The sequence below is a fragment of the Candidatus Pseudothioglobus sp. Uisw_086 genome, from assembly GCF_048085745.1.
Taxonomy (GTDB): Bacteria; Pseudomonadota; Gammaproteobacteria; order PS1; family Pseudothioglobaceae; genus Pseudothioglobus.
This window is the reverse complement of the sequence record NZ_CP159803.1, coordinates 1,364,796-1,384,450: the sequence shown is the minus strand read 5'-3', so window position 1 is coordinate 1,384,450 and position 19,655 is coordinate 1,364,796. Positions and strand designations below refer to the sequence as shown.

Annotated in this window: 19 protein-coding genes; 17 read left to right on the top strand and 2 right to left on the bottom strand. The window is 37.6% G+C overall.

Features of this window, described 5'->3' with window-relative positions; all coding sequences use genetic code 11:
• Positions 1-3 precede the first annotated feature (3 nt).
• Genes ABXT49_RS06955 through ABXT49_RS06920 form a run of 8 tightly spaced genes read left to right on the top strand, consistent with a single transcriptional unit; the run spans position 4 to position 8,650 of the window.
• A complete protein-coding gene (locus tag ABXT49_RS06955; protein ID WP_416651466.1) occupies positions 4-618 on the top strand; it encodes an NADH-quinone oxidoreductase subunit J in 615 nt (204 codons plus the stop codon).
• Positions 615-920 (top strand): NADH-quinone oxidoreductase subunit NuoK, encoded by a 306-nt coding sequence (gene nuoK / locus ABXT49_RS06950; RefSeq protein ID WP_416651464.1) that lies wholly within the window; start codon positions 615-617, stop codon positions 918-920. Before ABXT49_RS06955 ends, nuoK begins: the two co-directional genes overlap by 4 nt.
• Before the next feature lie 2 nt (positions 921-922).
• On the top strand, positions 923-2,884 hold the full coding sequence (gene nuoL / locus ABXT49_RS06945; RefSeq protein WP_416651462.1) for an NADH-quinone oxidoreductase subunit L: 1,962 nt from the start codon (positions 923-925) through the stop codon (positions 2,882-2,884).
• Positions 2,885-2,893: 9 nt separating this feature from the next.
• Positions 2,894-4,441 carry a complex I subunit 4 family protein gene (locus ABXT49_RS06940; RefSeq protein ID WP_416651460.1) on the top strand — a complete coding sequence of 516 codons (1,548 nt, stop codon included), beginning with the start codon at positions 2,894-2,896 and terminating at the stop codon, positions 4,439-4,441.
• Complete coding sequence (nuoN, locus tag ABXT49_RS06935; RefSeq protein WP_416653550.1) at positions 4,441-5,886, top strand: NADH-quinone oxidoreductase subunit NuoN; 1,446 nt, start codon at positions 4,441-4,443, stop codon at positions 5,884-5,886. Before ABXT49_RS06940 ends, nuoN begins: the two co-directional genes overlap by 1 nt.
• A gap of 44 nt (positions 5,887-5,930) precedes the next feature.
• Complete coding sequence (locus tag ABXT49_RS06930) at positions 5,931-6,632, top strand: glycerophosphodiester phosphodiesterase (RefSeq protein ID WP_416651458.1); 702 nt, start codon at positions 5,931-5,933, stop codon at positions 6,630-6,632.
• Positions 6,625-7,491: a DMT family transporter gene (locus ABXT49_RS06925; protein WP_416651456.1), complete on the top strand. Its 867-nt coding sequence runs from the start codon at positions 6,625-6,627 to the stop codon at positions 7,489-7,491. The genes ABXT49_RS06930 and ABXT49_RS06925 overlap by 8 nt, the downstream gene beginning before the upstream one ends.
• A 16-nt stretch (positions 7,492-7,507) precedes the next feature.
• Positions 7,508-8,650 (top strand): glycerate kinase, encoded by a 1,143-nt coding sequence (locus tag ABXT49_RS06920; protein ID WP_416651454.1) that lies wholly within the window; start codon positions 7,508-7,510, stop codon positions 8,648-8,650.
• Here the strand turns inward: ABXT49_RS06920 and ABXT49_RS06915 are convergent.
• Positions 8,647-9,675 carry a D-2-hydroxyacid dehydrogenase gene (locus ABXT49_RS06915; RefSeq protein ID WP_416651452.1) on the bottom strand — a complete coding sequence of 343 codons (1,029 nt, stop codon included), beginning with the start codon at positions 9,673-9,675 and terminating at the stop codon, positions 8,647-8,649. The two genes, ABXT49_RS06920 and ABXT49_RS06915, sit on opposite strands and share 4 nt — an antisense overlap.
• A 6-nt stretch (positions 9,676-9,681) precedes the next feature.
• A complete protein-coding gene (locus ABXT49_RS06910) occupies positions 9,682-11,052 on the bottom strand; it encodes a Rieske 2Fe-2S domain-containing protein (RefSeq protein WP_416651450.1) in 1,371 nt (456 codons plus the stop codon).
• A gap of 242 nt (positions 11,053-11,294) precedes the next feature.
• Here ABXT49_RS06910 and ABXT49_RS06905 point away from each other — a divergent pair, with 242 nt between their 5' ends.
• The 9 genes from ABXT49_RS06905 to glnT all read left to right on the top strand — a co-directional run bounded on the left by ABXT49_RS06905 (position 11,295) and on the right by glnT (position 19,627).
• A complete protein-coding gene (locus ABXT49_RS06905) occupies positions 11,295-12,386 on the top strand; it encodes an aromatic ring-hydroxylating oxygenase subunit alpha (RefSeq protein ID WP_416651448.1) in 1,092 nt (363 codons plus the stop codon).
• 11 nt (positions 12,387-12,397) lie between these two features.
• Positions 12,398-12,820 (top strand): lactoylglutathione lyase, encoded by a 423-nt coding sequence (gene gloA, locus ABXT49_RS06900; protein ID WP_416651446.1) that lies wholly within the window; start codon positions 12,398-12,400, stop codon positions 12,818-12,820.
• 12 nt (positions 12,821-12,832) lie between these two features.
• On the top strand, positions 12,833-13,231 hold the full coding sequence (locus ABXT49_RS06895) for a cupin domain-containing protein (RefSeq protein WP_416651444.1): 399 nt from the start codon (positions 12,833-12,835) through the stop codon (positions 13,229-13,231).
• A gap of 7 nt (positions 13,232-13,238) precedes the next feature.
• Entirely contained in the window at positions 13,239-13,790 is a 552-nt protein-coding gene (locus tag ABXT49_RS06890; protein ID WP_416651442.1) for an Lrp/AsnC family transcriptional regulator, read from the top strand.
• Positions 13,791-13,823: 33 nt separating this feature from the next.
• A complete protein-coding gene (locus ABXT49_RS06885; RefSeq protein ID WP_416651440.1) occupies positions 13,824-15,242 on the top strand; it encodes a glutamine synthetase family protein in 1,419 nt (472 codons plus the stop codon).
• A gap of 122 nt (positions 15,243-15,364) precedes the next feature.
• Complete coding sequence (locus tag ABXT49_RS06880; protein WP_416651438.1) at positions 15,365-16,258, top strand: class II glutamine amidotransferase; 894 nt, start codon at positions 15,365-15,367, stop codon at positions 16,256-16,258.
• Positions 16,259-16,260: 2 nt separating this feature from the next.
• Positions 16,261-16,935: a protein glxC gene (locus tag ABXT49_RS06875; protein WP_416651436.1), complete on the top strand. Its 675-nt coding sequence runs from the start codon at positions 16,261-16,263 to the stop codon at positions 16,933-16,935.
• 12 nt (positions 16,936-16,947) lie between these two features.
• Entirely contained in the window at positions 16,948-18,270 is a 1,323-nt protein-coding gene (locus tag ABXT49_RS06870) for an FMN-binding glutamate synthase family protein (RefSeq protein ID WP_416651434.1), read from the top strand.
• Between the two features lie 43 nt (positions 18,271-18,313).
• Positions 18,314-19,627, top strand: a complete 1,314-nt coding sequence (glnT, locus tag ABXT49_RS06865; RefSeq protein ID WP_416651432.1) for a type III glutamate--ammonia ligase — start codon at positions 18,314-18,316, stop codon at positions 19,625-19,627.
• Positions 19,628-19,655 lie beyond the last annotated feature (28 nt).

The following is a 19,655-nucleotide window of genomic DNA, read 5'->3' as shown; positions in this document are numbered from 1 at the left end:
GCTATGGAATTTTCATCAATTTTATTTTATGTCTTCTCCTTTTTCTTTATCGTTAGCTCGATAATGATGATTACATCAAGGAATACTGCAAAGGCTGCTTTATTCTTAATACTAACTTTTTTTAGTGCTGCTAGCTTATGGTTGCTTCTTGAAGCAGAGTTTCTAGCAATTACACTTATATTAATTTATGTCGGCGCCGTTATGGTGTTATTTATGTTCGTTATTAAAATGCTTGATACCGATAAATCTACTCTTCGAGCTCAGTTCACGCGCTATCTGCCATTGGGAATTTTTGTATCTATAATTGTGATTGCGCAAATGGTGCTAGTCCTTAATGCTGGTCAGTTTGATCTAGCAATGACTGGTGTTCCAGAAAAGCATGACGCTTCATATAGCAATATTACTGCCATTGCAGAGCAGCTTTATACAGTTTATGTGTACCCTTTTGAATTAGCAGCAATACTTCTTTTAATCGCAATTATTGCAGCCATTACTCTTGTTCATCGAAATGAATCTAGAAGCAAAAAGCAAGATATTTCAGAACAAATTAATGTTCAGGCAAAAGATAGAATGAGAATGGCCTCTATTAAGCCAAAGTCAGCAAAGGAGTCAAAATGATAGCACTATCTGATTACCTAATTCTGAGCTCAATAGTTTTTTGTATCGGTCTAGCTGGAATCTTTATTAACAGAACTAATATCATTATGCTTTTGATGTGTGTCGAGTTAATTTTGGCAGCAGTTAATACTAATTTTATTGCCTTTTCATATTATGGCGGCGATCTTGCTGGACAAATATTTGTATTCTTTATTTTGACAGTTGCTGCTGCTGAAGTGGCTATAGGTCTTGCAATCCTCACGCTGATGTTTAGAAGTCGTGGCTCGATTGATATTGATGCAACTAATACGTTGAAAGGGTAGCTATGCTTAATATTTATTCTACAATTGTACTAGCGCCCCTAATTGGTTCAATCATAGTTGGGCTTGCTGGGAATAGACTCGGACGAAAAGCTTCGCATTCAATTACGATTTTAGGGGTAGCAATCTCTACCGCACTATCACTTTATGTTTTTAATCATCACGTTCTAAATGATGGTGAAATTTTTAATCAGAACATCTATACATGGATGCAAATTGGAGGACTCAATATTAGTGTCGGCTTTTTAGTTGATAACTTGACCGCTCTGATGTTGGTGGTGGTTTCATTTGTTTCACTAATGGTGCACATCTACACTATAGGCTATATGCATGATGATAAGGGATATACTAAATTTTTTAGCTATATATCCCTATTTACTTTTGCAATGTTTACACTTGTAATTGCAAATAACTTTATGCAGCTATTCTTTGGTTGGGAGGCTGTTGGTCTGGTTTCATATCTTTTAATTGGATTTTGGCACCATAAGGAATCAGCAGTTCAGGCTAACTTAAAAGCTTTTCTCGTGAACCGGGTTGGTGACTTTGGTTTTCTTTTAGGAATTGCAATGGTCCTGATGTTTTTTGGTACTTTAGATTACGCTGAAACATTCAGTCAAAAAGATCAAATTATTGGACAAACTTTATTTGGAGGCGTCTCTGCTATAACGGTAGTCTGCCTTCTACTTTTTGTAGGAGCAATGGGCAAATCAGCACAGGTTCCTCTGCATGTTTGGCTGCCTGGCTCAATGGAAGGCCCTACTCCAATCTCTGCGTTGATTCATGCGGCAACAATGGTAACGGCTGGTATCTTTATGGTTTCCAGAATGTCACCCTTATTTGAGTTAAGTGATGTTGCACTAACAGTAGTCATGGTAATAGGAGCCATAACAGCCCTATTTATGGGCTTACTAGGTATTGTTCAAAATGATATAAAGAAAGTTGTTGCTTATTCCACACTCTCTCAGCTTGGCTATATGACTGTTGCTCTAGGAGTAAGCGCCTACTCAGTTGCAATTTTTCACTTAATGACTCACGCCTTCTTCAAAGCTTTGCTTTTTTTAGCAGCTGGATCAGTAATTGTTGCACTTCATCATGAACAAGATATTCGAAAAATGGGCGGCCTAAGAAAGAAAATGCCAATAACCTATGTTACTTCTCTTTTAGGTACTTTAGCTCTGATCGGCTTTCCTGGCTTCGCAGGGTTTTATTCAAAAGATATGATAATTGAGGCCGTTCATTATTCGGACCTACCTTTTGCTGGGTGGGTTTATTTTGCAGTTGTGCTGGGTGTGTTCATTACTGCTTTTTATAGTTTACGACTATTATTTTTAGTGTTTCATGGTGAGTCAAGGCTTGATAGTCATACCGAAGAGCATGTTCATGAGACAGCTCCATCAATTACGGTTCCTTTAATATTACTAGCGATACCATCTGTATTGATTGGGTATTTTACAATTGAGCCGATGCTTTTTGGTGGGTGGCTAGAAAATGGAATATTTATTGATTCTTCTCATCTTGCCGTTTCAAAACTTGAGGATCACTTTCATTCAGCGTTCTCTTTAATAACGCATTCAGTCATGACACTTCCATTCTGGATGATGGTTGGTGGTGGTTTGACAGCATGGGTTTTCTGCATATATCGAACTGACTGGGCAGACCTAATTCAGAGTAAATTCAAACGTATTAATTATGTGTTGAATTCTTTGTATGGTTTTGATCGATTTAATGAAATTGTCTTTGTTCGTGGATCACTGAAAATTGGTAATCTGTTGTGGAAAATTTCAGATATGGCAATCATTGATCAGCTTTTGGTTAATGGGAGTGCTAGATTCGCTCGTTACGTAGGCGCTTTTATTCGACCAGTTCAAACTGGGTATGTTTATCACTATGCATTTTTTATGATCATTAGTTTGATGTTTGTTTTGGGGTGGGTTCTTATTGCCTCAGATTATTCATTTTTTAGTTAAGGTAATAGTATGGATTCATTACTAAGTATTTTAATTTGGCTTCCTATATTAGGGGCTGGCTCAGTCCTATTTATAGGAAACAATAGAGCTCAACTTGCCCGCTGGGTAAGCGCTGGTATTTCTGTGATTGTTTTCGTCTTATCAATAAATTTATTTTTAGATTTTGACACTTCAACCTCCTCAATGCAGTTTGTAGAAAAGGTCAGTTGGATTACTCAATTTAATATTTTTTACCATCTAGGTGTTGACGGAATATCAATGCCACTAATTATTCTTACCACCTTTTCAACAATATTAGTAATTGTTGCTGGGTGGGAAGTTATCAAGAATAGAGTGGCAGATTATATGGCAGCTTTTTTAATCATGGAAGGCCTCATTATTGGTGTTTTTTCGTCAATGGACTCCATGTTGTTTTATGTTTTTTGGGAGTCATCACTAATACCAATGCTTTTAATTATTGGTGTCTGGGGTGGTCAAAATCGTGTCTATGCCTCGATTAAATTCTTTTTATACACTTTTCTAGGGTCAGTATTTATGCTGGTTTCACTTATTTATATGTACAATTTAAGTGGCTCATTCGCAATTTCTGAAATGTACACCTTGCCGCTTACTATGGCTCAGCAGAGTTGGATATTTTGGGCTTTCTTCCTTGCTTTCGCGGTAAAGGTACCTATGTTTCCTGTCCATACATGGCTTCCAGATGCTCACGTCCAAGCACCAACAGGTGGCTCTGTAATCTTGGCAGCTATAATGTTAAAGATGGGTGGTTACGGATTTTTCCGCTTCTCACTGCCTATCACGCCGGATGCATCATCATCATTTGCAACTGTAGTAATCGTTCTCTCTTTGATCGCAATTGTTTATATTGGTTTTGTAGCGCTGGTTCAAAAAGATATGAAAAAATTGATTGCCTACTCGTCAATTTCCCATATGGGCTTTGTTACTTTAGGTGTTTTTGCGTTATTTTCTATTATGAAAATGGGATCAAATGGTGAGCTAATTTCTATTAGTGGCGCAAGTATTGAGAGTGCTTATCTTGGCTTAGAAGGTGCAATGATTCAAATGATTTCTCATGGATTTATTTCTGCAGCAATGTTCTTAGTTGTTGGCGTGCTTTATGACAGACTTCACTCAAGAGAAATATCTACCTATGGAGGGGTTGTAAACTCAATGCCTAAATTTACAGGTTTTGCTGTTCTATTTGCAATGGCAAATGCTGGCCTTCCTGGAACTTCAGGTTTTGTCGGGGAGTTTATGGTTATTCTTGGAGCTTTACAAGCTAATTTTTGGTTTGCATTTTTGGCTTCAATGACTTTGATCATTGGTGCTGCCTATACATTGTGGATGGTTAAGCGTGTTTTTTGGGGGGAGATAACTAACCCAGAGGTAAGCACTTTGAGCGATATCAATTCTAGGGAATTTGGAATCTTAGCTATTTTAGCTATTGCTGTATTATGGATGGGTTTATACCCACAGCCAGTAATTGAGGTAATGCATGCTTCCATTGTTAATCTTCTTGAGCAAGCACTTACAACTAAACTACCAGTTTTATTATGATGAACTTTAATTTTAATGTTGCAGAACTTCTCTTTGCTTTGCCAGAGTTGTTTTTATTATTTGCAATTTCACTTATATTATTATTTGACCTTTTTGTAAGCCAACGTTTAAAGCAATTTACTTATTACTTGACGCAGTTTGCACTTCTAATAACAGGTTTCTTGGCGTTTAATTTAATTGGCGAGAATGCAACGATTTTTTCTGGTACATTTGTTCTTGATTCTTTAGGCTCAACTTTTAAAGTTTTCATACTTGGGTTTGCAATTATTGCCCTTGTCTATACTCGTCATTATCTTAAGGCGCATGAGCTTTTAAGAAATGAGTATTTTATTCTGGCAATGATGTCAATACTGGGAATGATGGTAATGGTTTCTGGACATAGCCTCCTTACTTTGTACTTGGGTTTAGAAATAATGTCACTATCGTTGTATGCACTTATTGCGACAGCAAGAGACAGAGCTAGTGCTATTGAGGCTGCCCTTAAATACTTTGTTCTGGGCGCTATTGCTTCGGGATTATTGCTTTATGGAATGTCCATGATTTATGGAATAAGTGGAAGCCTGGATATTTCCCAGATATCAAGTTTTGCAAGTGCCTCAACTTTGGGCTCTCAGCAAACATTAATTCTTAATTTTGGTTTAGTTTTCTTAGTCATTGGCATTGCTTTCAAACTTGGAGCTGTGCCTTTTCATATGTGGGTTCCAGATGTATATCAAGGATCACCAACTTCAGTTACTATGTTTTTATCAACTGTGCCAAAAATTGCCGCGATCGCATTACTGATTCGATTGTTAATTGATGGTTTAGGAGAGCTTCAGCATTACTGGGCAGATTTATTTATGATCTTAGCTGTCCTCTCAATTGCAATAGGATCATTAGTTGCATTAACTCAAACTAATATCAAACGAATGCTTGCTTACTCAACAATATCCCATATTGGTTTTGTGTTACTAGGTTTTGTTACAGGAGTGGTAGATGGTTATGGCGCTGCAGTCTTTTATGTGCTGGCTTATATCTTGATGAGTTTAGCGGCCTTTGGTTCAATTATTGTTCTAAATAGGAAGGGATTTGAGGCTGATCAAATTTCTGATTTTCAAGGTTTGAGTAAACATTCCCCATGGTTTGCATTAATTATGTTGGTGGTTATGCTTTCAATGGCCGGTGTTCCACCCTTTATTGGTTTTTATTCTAAATTATTTATTCTTCAGCAAGTGGTTGCAGAGGGCTATGTAATTCTTGCTATAACAGCGGTAATCTTTGCTGTAATAAGTGCTTACTATTATCTGCAAATTATTAAAACAATGTATTTTGATGATGTAGATAAAGAGATACTGGTTTCTGCTCCGTTAGATATGAAGGTTGTGCTTTCTATCAATGGTATTCTTATTCTAGTCGTTGGCTTGATGCCAAGTTTCTGGATGGAGCTATCTGTTTCACTATTCTAAGTTTTTTAAAAAAAGACTACTAAATTTTTATGTAGAATATCTCAATGATTATTGCACATCGAGGTATTTCATTTGATCTACCAGAAAATTCTTTACCAGCTTTCAATGCCTCTTGGGATAAAGGAGTGGATGGAATAGAAGGTGATTTCCATCTTACCAAGGATGGCGCCATTGTTTGTATTCATGATGATGATACTCAAAGAGTCTGTAATCAAAAATTAATTGTTAAAGACTCAACCCTTGAAGAGTTAAAGCAACTCAACTTATCTCATAAAATTTCTAATAATTTAAAAGTAAAAATTCCTACTTTAGCTGAAGTGCTTAAAGTGTTACCTTCTGGTAAAAAAATATTTATAGAGATAAAGTGCGGTATTGAGATTATAAAGCCCCTAATTAAAGAGCTTTCTCAATCTGAAATACATACCGAGCAAGCTGTGATTATTTCATTTGATGAGAGAGTTATTAAGACTTTTAAATCAGCAGCACCTAATTATAAGGCTTACTGGTTATATGCATATGAGCCGAACTATGACTTAAATAAAATATTAGATGTACTGAATGATATTAAGGCCGATGGCCTCAGTTCAGATAATGAAAACTCAAAAACTTTAATTGACCGAATTATGGATGCTGGTTTTGAATACCACTCATGGATAATTGATGATATTGATATTGCTAATAAATTGATTAGCTGGAGAGTACAATCTATCACAACAGATAATCCAGGCCAAATCCACAATGAGTAATAAGATATTTTCAAGTATTTTTACAGCAATTTTATCTGCCTTCTTTTTCTCTCTTGCAGCCACTACTGCTCCCTATTTCTATGGTGTTGGAGGAGGCGTATTTCTTCTTCTTTCTGTTCGCTATGTTAGTACTTTTATTTTTGCAAGTATTTTAAATAAATCACCTAAGAAAATTAAAAGCAAGGCAACACACATTAGACTAATACTAATTAGTATTTTTCAAGCAATTTTTATTGCATCGTATATGTATTCAATAAGCTTGATTCCATTAAGTTTAGCCGTAGTAGTGATTTATACTTTCCCAATTATTACCTTTTTTGTTAACTCAATACTTAAGAGCAGATCTATTGATTTTTTATCAGCTGCCGCACTTCTTGTGTCATTATTTGGCATTTGGATTTTAGTTCAAGGAGATTCAAGTAATTGGAATTTATGGGGCGTTTTTTGGGGCCTTATTGCTTCTCTTGCCCAGGTTACTGTAAATATTTTATCTCGCCATAAAAGTGTAGAATCAGGATGGGGCCTAATTCAATATATTATGGTATTGCCTTCAGTAGTTTTTGTGTTGATATATTTTATAGTCACTTTAGAGCCTATAGCTTCAGTATCTTCAGAGATGTTACTTTGGAGTATTCTTTCAGCAATGGGGATGACTGGAGGTATTTACTTTTTCTTTAGGTCAATATCAATTATTGGACCCGTACGAACCTCAAATGTGATGTACTTAGAGCCTATTTTTACTATTATTTTAGGTGTAATTCTTCTTCAAGATATGCTGGGCATGAATCAGTGGCTTGGTATGTTTATTATTTTTACTGCAACAATCTCACTTGAGAGGTGGGGCAAAAAATACAATTAAGTTAAAGAAGTAAAATATGAAGATATTAATTGCACCTGATTCTTTTAAAGAAACCTTAACAGCTTCTGATGCAGCAAATGCAATTGAGGAAGGTTTTTTAGGTATTTTTCCAGATGCTAATATTTTAAAATTACCAATTGCTGATGGTGGAGAGGGAACAGTTGATGTCTTAGTTACTGCTACTCAAGGTAAGTATTTTTCAACGAAAGTGTCAGGCCCTCTAGGAGAACATATCAATGCCAAGTGGGGTATGCTCGGCAATTCAAAAACAGCAGTAATCGAAATTGCTGAAGCTTGTGGCTTGCACCTAGTTCCACTTAAAAAAAGAAATCCAATGAATACTTCTAGTTTTGGAGTTGGTGAGCTCATACTTGCTGCAATTGATGAAGGTGCTGAGCATATTATTATTGGTTTAGGAGGGAGTGCAACAAATGATGGAGGGATGGGTTTTTTGCAAGCAATTGGAATCCAATTTGTAGATTCTTTTGGTAAGGAACTCACTGGAGGTGTAGAAAGTTTAAATACACTTTCAGATATTAATATTACTTCTATCGACTCACGCCTCAAAGGAGTCAGTTTTGAGATTGCATGCGATGTGGACAATCCTCTCATTGGACAGCAAGGCGCATCAGTTATTTTTGGATCTCAAAAAGGTGCTAATGAAAAGATGATTAATCAATTAGATAATCTATTGAGTCATTACTCTAGAATCGCTTCCAGTAAATTAAATAATAACCTCTCAATGCAGCCAGGGGCAGGTTCAGCAGGTGGCATAGGTTATGGTTTTCTTGCTTTTTTAAAGGCGGATCAAAAAAGTGGAGTACAAATTATTCTTGAAAAACTTAATTTTGAGCAACATCTATCAACTACAGATCTTGTAATAACAGGCGAAGGTAGGTTTGATAGTCAAAGTCTTAGAGGTAAAGCTCCAATGGGAGTAATTGATTATGCAAGAAAGTATAAATGCAGTATCTTTGTCATTGCTGGTAGTGCAGAGGATGATGAAATACTTGAAAATAAATATGATATCGACAAGGTATTTAGTATTATTTCTAAAGACCTATCATTTGAACAGTCAATTGCAAATCCCAATGATAGTCTAATGGCTACTGCAAAAAAAGCAGCCCAGCACTATAAAAAATATTATTTAAATCTTTAATATCCTAGATCAGGGTTTATTAAATTATTTAATTTTTCATCAGCAATGTATCTTTGCATATTCATTAGAACGAGCTCAAGCGTTAGAGGAATATATGTATCACCATCATCAGCAGATATATGCGGCATAACCATTAAGTTCGGTGTGTCCCATAATATTGAATTTGAAGGGAGTGGCTCAGGATCAAAAACATCAATAATAGCAGCCTTGATGTGACCAGAATTTAAGTTCTCTACAAGAGCGTCATAGTCCATTGTGGCAGCCCTTCCAACATTAACAATACCTACTCCTGGCTTCATTAATGATTGACGCCTTTTATCTAATAAATTAAATGTTTCAGTTGTATTCGGTGTAGACATAAAAATGTAATCAGCTACAGGGAGTACTTCATCTAATTTATCTACCTTAACCATTTGATCGACGCCTTCTAAAGGCATCCCATGACGACTTACCCCAATTACTTTCATGCCCAATAATTTGCATTTTTTTGCAGCAGCATGTCCTATATTGCCTGTACCTATAACCAGCAATGTCTTACCTAATATTGGAGATGAATAGAGAGATTCCCAATGCTTGTTTTGTTGATTTTGAATGATTTCAGGGATATGCGTATGCAGCATTAGCACACTCATTAAACCAAACTCCCCTGCTTTTGCTGAGTGCACGCCTCGATTATTAACAACTGAAACGTGTTCTGGCACCCAGTCCATTGGACATAAATGTTCTACCCCTGCACCAATAATATGAATCCATCGAAGTTTAGGCGCAATTTCAGCAAGATTCTCAGTAGGAAAATCCCAGCACACAAGAACCTCAGCAGTCTTCATGGATTCATAAAAGTTCTCTAAATCCCAATCAAAAATTGGCTCAATTTTGTTTTTTAAATCAGGGTAGCTTTCAATTGCATTATCAAACCTTTCTTTGGTAATAGCAAAAACACTTTCCCCTTCAATAGTTGGTGGGAATGAATCAGGGTCAGCATGATTACTCTTAAAATGAACTCTAATTTTATTATCACTTGCCATAGGTATTTATTTATTGGTATTTGAAGTTTCTCTCGATTGTATTTCTTTTAATTTTTTCGTAACTATTTTAACTCTCTCTTCTTCAACCTTTCCGTCGACTTCAAATTGAATTTGAACGAATTCATGTGCAAGTTTACTTAAGAAGGAATTGTCTTCCATATTACTTGCTGGAATATTAAGGACAGAATCACCCCCGTAAGTTGGAACTGGCAATCCATTAATGCCACTTGCTAGATAAGGTTTTTTGCCAGAGGCAACAGTTTTTATTTGCTCTCTAATTCTCTGACGCATCATTGCAACTCCTTGATCACTGGGTAATAAATTTTCATTTTTATGGATATTTATTGGACCCATTCCTTCGCATGCTTCTCGGTCTGCAGGAAATCTTTGACGTTCTTTGTAGGGGCGATCAAAAATTTCACCCTGTTCAATTAGTTCAGGACCCTCTGGAGTGTTAAATTCCTGTGGATCTCCTCTCTCCCCAAAATTAGCCCAGGCATAGCAGATAGTTGTTTCATCGTCGATTGGAACAACCCATCGTGTAAATGAACTTCTGCCATAGTGTATTTGCTTTGTTCCATCTGCAGCAAAAGCTGCACCTGCTTGAGTAAAGTTTGGCAAAACAACTTCGTTAATCCTAAACCAAATATTGTCACCAACTCTCCTGGTATTGCAGCCTAAAATCCAACTATCACGCTCAAAAAAATCAATCTGCCCAACTTCTCCAAAGCCTTCTGAAAACTGTTGTCGACTCATATTTGAATGAAGGAAAGAGGTGTGAATTGGATCAACTATAGCATCCAAAACCTGAAGCCAGTTGCAATTGAAGGGTGCTTTATAGGGCACCATTTCCATATCTTTAAAATTTAGGCTGTCATACATTGGGAATTCGGGTTTTTCATCAATTGGCCCAAGATAGGCAAAAATTAAACCTTTAAATTCAACAGTCGGATAGGCGCCAAGTCGAACCCTCTGTTTAATAATGTCAGCTACATGTACAGGCTGGCCAGGAACATCTAATAATGTTCCATCAATGTCAAAGTGCCATCCATGATAGCAACATTGAATTCCTGTTTCTTGACAAATACCAAATTCAAGAGAAGCTTGCCTATGAGGGCATTGTTTATGAACCAATCCTAATTGATTGCTTTTGTCTCGAAATAGAACAAGCTCTTCACCCAGAATTTTTATTGACACAGGAAGATCATCGAGTTCAGAAGAGATAAAAACTGGCTGCCAGTATCTTCTAAGGTATTCACCTGCTGGCGATCCAGGACCAATACGTGTAATTTCATCATCAACATCTTTTGAGTGGATTAATCCATGCCCTGAATATCCTTTCAATTCAACCTCGAAGTCACTTCCTTTAATGCCCATATTGCATCCTCTCCTGATTAAAAGTGTTAATGAAAGTTACAAATCATACCAAATTAATACGAATGTTAACAGTAAATAATTTTTATGATTATTACATATTAATTATTTTTAATCGAATAAATAGCTGTATTGGTAACTTATTCTTTAATTTATTACATTTAATGTAATAATTAGGTTTATAATTTTTCTCATTATCATTTGTTTCATTTATTTTTTGAGGTATTACAATTAATAAACTTGACATGTCATCTTTTTTTGAGAAAGGCAAGCTTAAGCATGGACTGCCCTCATCTGCCTATACTAGTGCTGATTTTTTTCGCACTGAGTGCGATACCGTGTTTACCGATAATTGGGTTTTTGTAGGTTTTGCCCATGAGCTAAATGAGCCAGGGGATGCAAGACCAATTATGGTTGCTGGTCAGCCAGTAGTCTTAATTAAAAATAATGAAGGAAAAATTTCAGCTTTCCATAATGCATGCTCTCATCGATGTTTGAAGTTAGTTGATGAGCCAATGAATGTTGGCAAGATGTTATCTTGCCCCTATCATGCATGGACGTACAGTCTTGATGGTGATCTTTGTGCTACGCCGTTCTTTGGTGGCAAAGAGCATCAGCCAGAAGGCTTTGAAATGTCAAATCATAATCTTAAATCAATAAAAATAGCTATTTGGCAAGATTGGATTTTTATTAATTTAAGTGGCAATGCTGCCAATTTTGAGGATTATGCAGCTCCTCTTATTCAAAATTTTAGTGATATAGATTTTCAAAAAGTGAAGCCTGTAGCTACTTTGGATTTTGGTGAGATTTCTACGAACTGGAAATTTCTTATGGAAAATTTTATAGAGCCTTACCATGTTCAATTTGTCCATCGAACAACAACAAATCAGCCTCTTGAGGATCATTACACAATTGTTGATGGCGTTTGCCTAGGAAGCGCTATTGATCTAGATGATGATGATAAGGTAAAGGGGAGTTTGTCTGTAAGTTCAAGATACTTAACTCTTTTTCCAAATTTTATAATTGGTCGTTATGCTCCGGATCAAATTGGAGTCTATTTGAATGTTCCAGTTGATGAAGGTCATACGCACCAAAAAAGGGTTATCTACACCACAGAAGGCGAGAGCGTTTCAATTAAAGAGGTTGATGAAATGAAAAAGCTATGGTGGGATGTTCACAAAGAAGATCATGCAATTTGTGAAAGGATGCAGCTTGGGAGAGCGTCTCCAGTTTCAAAAGATGGTGGTATGTTGTCACCTCACTGGGAAGATAGTGTTCGCGCTTTTCAAGAAATGATTGCAGAAGCCGTTACTAACCCACCAAAAAATAATACATAAAGGAGAATTTAATGACCGATACAAGTTTTAATAGTGACTTTAGATTAGCACATACGATGATGAGAGTTCTTGACTTAGAAAAGTCACTTCATTTTTATTGCGACATTTTAGGTATGCAAGTGCTAAGGCGAACTGATTACCCGGGGGGAAGATTTACAAATGCATTTGTAGGTTATGGTCCTGAAATTGAATTTCCTGCACTGGAGCTAACCCATAACTGGGATCAAGAAGAGCACTATGACAAAGGTAATGGATGGGGGCACATTTGCATTGAAACGCCAGATGTATACAAAGCTGTTGAAGACCTAGAAGCTGGAGGCGCCAAAATCATTAGTCCAGCTAAACCTATGAATGCTGGAACTCGAATACTTGCATTTATTGAAGATCCAGATGGATATGTCGTAGAACTTAATGAAAAACTTAACTTAACTTAAAAAAGGATAAAAATGAGTAATAAACCACAACTATATAAATTTGGTGACATTGAGCACCGTTTACACACTTTAGAGCCAGGACAAAGCTATATCAAGCCTTTTGTTACTAGTGCAGTTAGTGATACGATGTGCGGCGGTTTGAATTTTTTAAACCAAGTATCTGTGCCATGGGAGTTAACATGCGATGAGATTATTTATTGTATGGAGGGGACGTTTAGATTAACGTGTGATGGCGAGTCTTATAACTGCAATCCAGGTGATGTCCTTTATATCCCTAAAGATAACTCTATAGCTTATGAGTGTGATGAAAAATGCGTAATATTCTATGCTGCTTATCCTCATGACTGGAAGCAACAAGCAGGAATTACTTTTGTGCCTGGAATAGATCCAGAAGACATGCCTCAAAACTAGGATTTAAATGAGTAATTCAAGTAATCGTATAGTGCACCTAAGTCAATCTAATGATAGTAATGATAGCGATCAACTTCCGCGTGTTCCAACCAGGGATACGCTAAAAGATAAATTGAATCAACGAATCATTGATATGCTTGAGATTGATGGACGAAAGCCATTTAACGAAATTGCTAAGTCACTGGAAATCTCTGAAGGGACTGTTAGGAATCGCGTGAATCGCATGAAAGATGCAGGTGTCTTGCAAATCAAAGCATTGGTAGATCGCTCTGCTATAAATTATGCAACAGATTCGATGCTTGGAATAAAAGTTGCTTCAACTTCTAGCCCTACTGAGGTTGCTAAACGTCTTCAAGATTGCAATGAAATAGTCTTTATTATCTGGGTCACAGGTCGATATGATCTTTTAGTAGAAATTGCCTCTGAAGGAGATGAGACCCTTACTAGGTTTCTAGATGAGCATTGTTTTAATAACGGCGATATAAAGGATGTTGAGGTAATGAAAGGCCTGGCAACATATAAAAATCAATTTTTATTAAAATCGCAAGAAAAATTATAAATATTTAATAAATTCATAAATAAGGAGAAGAATATGGCAAAGATTTATCACACAACAATGGCAGATGCCCTGCCATCAAAGAAACGTGTTGCAGAGGAAAAAGCTCGATTAGAAAAAGCAGGCGTAAAGTACATTCTGTCGTGTTGGATTGACATGCTCGGCCTTCCTAAAACAAAGCCAATTCCTATGAAGGAGTTTGAGGCATTGTGTGCAGGAAAGGGCCCTCAATTTGCGGTTCATTCAGTTTCTTTTGTTCCTGAACTAGGGCCTAATGACTCAGATCAAATCCCTGTACCTGATTTAGATAGCTTGGTAATTTGTCCATGGGATAAGACGTGTGTATGGGTTTTTTCAGATTTATGGTGGGAAGGTAAGCCTTATAATTTGTGCCCTCGTCAAACTCTTAAAAGAGCAGTACAAAAAGCAGATGACGCTGGTTACAAAGCCTTTTGTGGTATTGAGCCAGAATTTATTGCGATGCGATGGGAAGATGGTCAGCCTGTTAAGGCTTTTGATGATGACCCATTACCAGGTGACGGCTTACGTCCTCGCAGACAAGCTTTTGGATACGATGTTGAGTATTCAATTGACTCAATGGAATTCCTCAAAGAATTAATTGATACTGTTAATGATTTAGGCTGGGATATGAAGGATGTGGTTTGTGAGGGCGCCTACTCACAGTTTGAGCTTGACTTCACTTATACAGATATTCTTCAGATGGCAGATCGATTAGTTTTCTTAAGGGTTCTTCTTAAAGAGGTTGCTAAAAAGTATGGGATGTTTATTACCTTTATGCCAAAGCCAACGATTGGTGATTGGAGGTCTGGAGCGCATATTAATTTTAGTATGACGAGTAACTCGGATAACAAAAATGTTTTTGAAGGTAAGGATGGAAAATTCTCTGATACAGCTTATCATGTAGTTGGTGGATTGCTAAAGCATGCAACAGAAATTACTGCTATTGCTTGTTCAACGGTAAACTCATATAACGGTTTGGTTCCAATAGTTGGTGGATTTGAAGGAGGAGTCTATACATGGGCGCCGACAACAATGGCCTATGGAGATAATAATCGATCTTGCATGATTCGACTCCCTCAAAACCGGTTTTGTATCGAGAATCGTGCTGCTGACATGTGCATGAATCCATACCTATCCTTAGCACTTACAACAGCTGCAGCTTTGGATGGAATTGAGAATAAGATTGATCCAGGTGATCCTTTAAATATAAACTTATATACATTAAGCCCTGAAGAAATGAAGGAAGCAAACATTAAATCTTTACCTCGTAATCTTTTAGAGGCAATTGAGGCTTTAAATGAGGATGATTTTGCAAGAGAAGTTTTAGGTGATTCAATGCTCCTTCAATTTTTCTCTTATAAGAAAGATGAGTGGGATCGATATCATCAGGCTGTTACAAACTGGGAAGTTGAGGAGTTTTTAAGGCTCTATTAAGCCAGATTTTTTATCAAAATATAATAGATAAAAGCGTTAATCGTTTTTTTTCATTTAAACTATTGCCCTTGAGTTCATGTCATGCATGAATACAGGGGCTATAATAATTTTTTGGAGTTTTTATGTGTGGAATTGTAGGACTTTTTATTAAAAATCAAGCTCTAGAGTCTCAATTAGGTGCGCTTGTAGCTCCAATGCTCAGTGAGATGACTGAGAGAGGGCCAGATAGCGCAGGTATTGCCGTTTATCGTAATCCTCAAGAGAATGGCTGTAAGATTACTGTCCTTGCTCAGCACCAGGACTTTGATTGGGGTGCTTTAGAGGCTGCAATAAGTAATCATTTTTCTTTAAGAGATATTACAGTAACCCGCAATCATGCAGTTTTAAGTCTAGATTCTGAAATTGATGATGTTCAAGTTTGGATGAGAGATAACTGGAGTGATCTTAGTATTACAAGTGCAGGAACAAATATTGAGATCTTTAAAGGTAAAGGTAACCCAGCTGAGTTTATTGATCAGTTTGATATTAAAAGTATGACTGGCACTCATGCACTTGGTCATACCAGAATGGCAACAGAAAGTGCAATTACAACAGAGCACTCCCACCCTTTCTCAACAGGCCAGGATTTATGTCTTGTGCATAATGGCTCTTTATCAAACCATAACAGATTACGTGAAACTTTACGAAAAAAAGGTGTTCATTTCAAAACCGATAATGATAGCGAAGTTGCTGCTGGATATTTGAGCTGGCGCTTAAGTGAGGGGGACGATCTAGATCAAGCCTTGAATCATGCCATAGAGGATTTAGATGGATTCTATACATTTGCAATTGGAACCAGGGATGGTTTTGCAGTTATGCGTGATCCAATTGGTTGTAAGCCAGCAATTATGGCAGAAACTGATGATTGGGCTGCGATGTCTTCTGAATATCGTGCTATTGCAACTTTGCCAGGCGCTGAAAATGCGCGCATATGGGAGCCTGAACCAACTCAGATTTATAGCTGGAAAAGGAGTTAATAATGACTGAAATTAATTTAGAAAAAAGCACTATTAGAGAGCTTAATGAAGCATTGCAGGCAGGGTCTTCCGGCGATAAATTTTCTGTAAATAATACTGTTGGAAAGCATGCTCTTTCAGTTGGTCTTACAACAAAGGTAGATGTTGAAATTAATGGACATGTTGGCTACTATTGCGCTGGTATGAATCAACAGGCCAATATAATAATTAATGGAAATGCTGGGCCAGGTTTAGCTGAAAATATGATGTCTGGCCAGGTACGTGTTACTGGAAATGCCTCTCAATATGCTGCTGCAACAGCACACGGTGGACTATTAGTTATTGAGGGAGATTCAAGTTCACGATGTGGAATTTCGATGAAAGGTGTAAATATTGTTGTTGGTGGTAATATTGGACATATGAGTGCATTTATGGCGCAATCTGGATGCTTAGTCGTTTGTGGAGATGCTGGAGATGCTCTAGGTGATTCAATTTATGAAGCCAAAATTTATGTTCGAGGTAAAGTCAAAAGCCTAGGTACAGATTGTATCGAAAAAGAGATGCGAGATGAGCATAAGAAAGAGCTTCAGCAATTACTAAGCCAATCAAAAATGATTCATGGTGTTGAAGAATTTCGACGTTATGGTTCTGCGCGCAAATTATATAATTTTGACATTGACCAAGTCGATGACTACTAAGGAGATCAGATTATGAGCAAAGATAATCCAACATTAATAGAGTCTGCAACTTTTCCTCGGCATGTGATTGCGGAAATTCAGCGTGCAGCTAAAACAGGAATTTATGATATTCGTGGATTTGGTGCTAAAAGAGATATTCCTACATTTGACGATTTAGTATTTCTTGGTGCTTCAACTTCTCGCTATCCATTAGAAGGTTATAGAGAAAAATGCACAACTGAGGTCATTTTAGGTAATAGGTTTGCAAAAAATCCTATTCATTTAAAAACACCAATCACAATTGCAGGCATGAGCTTTGGCTCCCTTTCAGCTCAAGCCAAAGAGTCGCTTGGAAGAGGCGCGACTATAGCAGGCACTAGCACAACTACAGGGGATGGCGGAATGACTCCAGAAGAAAGAGGGCATTCTAAAACTTTAGTTTACCAATACTTGCCTTCAAGATATGGGATGAATCCAGATGACTTAAGGAAGGCTGATGCGATCGAAATTGTTTTGGGTCAGGGCGCAAAACCGGGAGGCGGAGGCATGCTATTGGGGCAAAAAATTTCTCCTAGAGTAGCACAAATGCGAAACCTTCCAGAAGGAATAGATCAGAGATCTGCTTGTCGTCATCCAGATTGGACGGGTCCAGATGATCTTGAAATCAAGATACAGGAATTACGTGAAATAACAAACTGGGAAAAACCGATCTATGTCAAAGTTGGAGCGACGCGAGTTTTTTATGATGTCACCCTTGCTGTAAAGGCAGGCGCTGACGTTGTTGTTGTTGATGGCATGCAAGGCGGAACTGCAGCAACACAAGATGTTTTCATTGAGCACGTTGGAATACCGACGCTTCCAGCAGTTCGAATGGCTGTTGAAGCTCTCCAAGAAATGGATATGCATCGTAAGGTACAGCTGATCGTTTCTGGTGGTATTCGAAGTGGGGCAGATGTTGCAAAGGCCTTAGCTTTGGGTGCGGATGCAGTTTCAATAGGTACTGCTGCATTAATTGCTCTGGGCGACCAAAGCCCTGAATTTGATGATGAATATAAAGAGATAGGTTCAGCAGCAGGTTTTTGGGATGACTATCAGGCGGGAAATGATCCAGCTGGCATTACGACTCAAGACCCTGAGCTTGCAAAGAGATTAGATCCAATTCTAGGTGGCCGCAGACTTGCAAATTATATAAATGTTCTTACGCTTGAATTGCAAACATTGGCCCGGGCATGCGGCAAGAGTCATGTGCATAATTTAGAGCCAGAGGATATGGTAGCATTAACTATGGAGGCAGCTGCGATGGCTGGCGTTCCCCTAGCTGGTACTAATTGGATTCCAGGTAAGGGCGGAATATAATTACTAATTTAATAAAAATAATAACGGATAAATAGGAGAAATTATGGCCACTAAACTTAGTAAAGTAGCTGCAGATAAAGGTATTGAATATTTTCTTATTAGCTTTGTAGATCTTTTTGGAAGTTTGCGTTCTAAGTTGGTTCCTGCAAGGGCCATTGATGGAATGCAAAAAGATGGAGCGGGTTTTGCAGGATTTGCAGCCTGGTTAGATATGACGCCTGCACATCCCGATATGTTTGCTATTCCAGATCCTGATAGTCTTATCCAGTTGCCTTGGAAGCCAGAAATTGCTTGGTTAGCCTCAGATTTATGGATGGATGGTAAGCCTGTTGAGGCTTCTCCGCGAGTTGCATTAAAGAAGCAATTGGCAGAGGCTGAAAAGCAGGGTTTTAGAATGAAAACAGGAGTTGAGTGTGAATATCATCTCATCAATGAAGATGGAACTGATATTGCTGATGAGAAAGATACTCAAAGTAAACCTTGTTATGATCAGCAAGCCTTAATGCGCCAATATCCAGTTATTAAGCAAATTTGTGACAGCATGATTGAGTTAGGTTGGGGCCCATACCAAAATGATCACGAAGATGCTAATGGTCAATTTGAAATGAACTGGGATTTTGATGATGCTCTAAAAACTGCTGATCGCCAAGTATTTTTTAAATTTATGGTGAAATCAATCGCCGAGCTTCATGGCATGCGCGCAACATTTATGCCAAAACCTTTTAGTCATCTTACGGGTAATGGCTGCCACTCTCATGTCTCAATATGGAATCTAGATGGTTCTCAAAATTTATTTAATGGTGAAAATGATAGCCGAGGTCTAGGATTGTCAACTCTTGCGTATCAGTTTTTAGGTGGGATTATGCATAGCGCAGACCGCTTAACTGCCATCTTTAACCCAACTGTAAATAGCTATAAACGTATTAATGCTCCTAGAACAGTTTCTGGTGCAACGTGGTCTCCTAGCTCAATTACTTATGGTGGAAATAATCGTACTCATATGATTCGAGTTCCAGACTCAGGTCGTTTTGAATTACGATTAATGGATGGCGCAGCAAATGCTTATTTAATGCAGGCAGCAATACTTGCTTGTGGCCTTGATGGCATTGCTGGCAACCGTGACCCAGGGGATCCACTTGATATAAATATGTATGAGCTTGGAAAAGACATCGAGGGCTATAAGCAACTGCCGCGTAATTTACTTGATGCACTTAGATTACTTGAAGACTCAGATGTTCTTAGAGAAAGACTTGGAGACAGCATAATTGATGCTTATATAAAATTAAAGCATACAGAGTGGAGTGGTTATGCCTCCCATCTGACTCAATGGGAGAGGGACAATACTTTAGATTGTTAGGCGCAAAACTTAATGATTTTCTTATAAC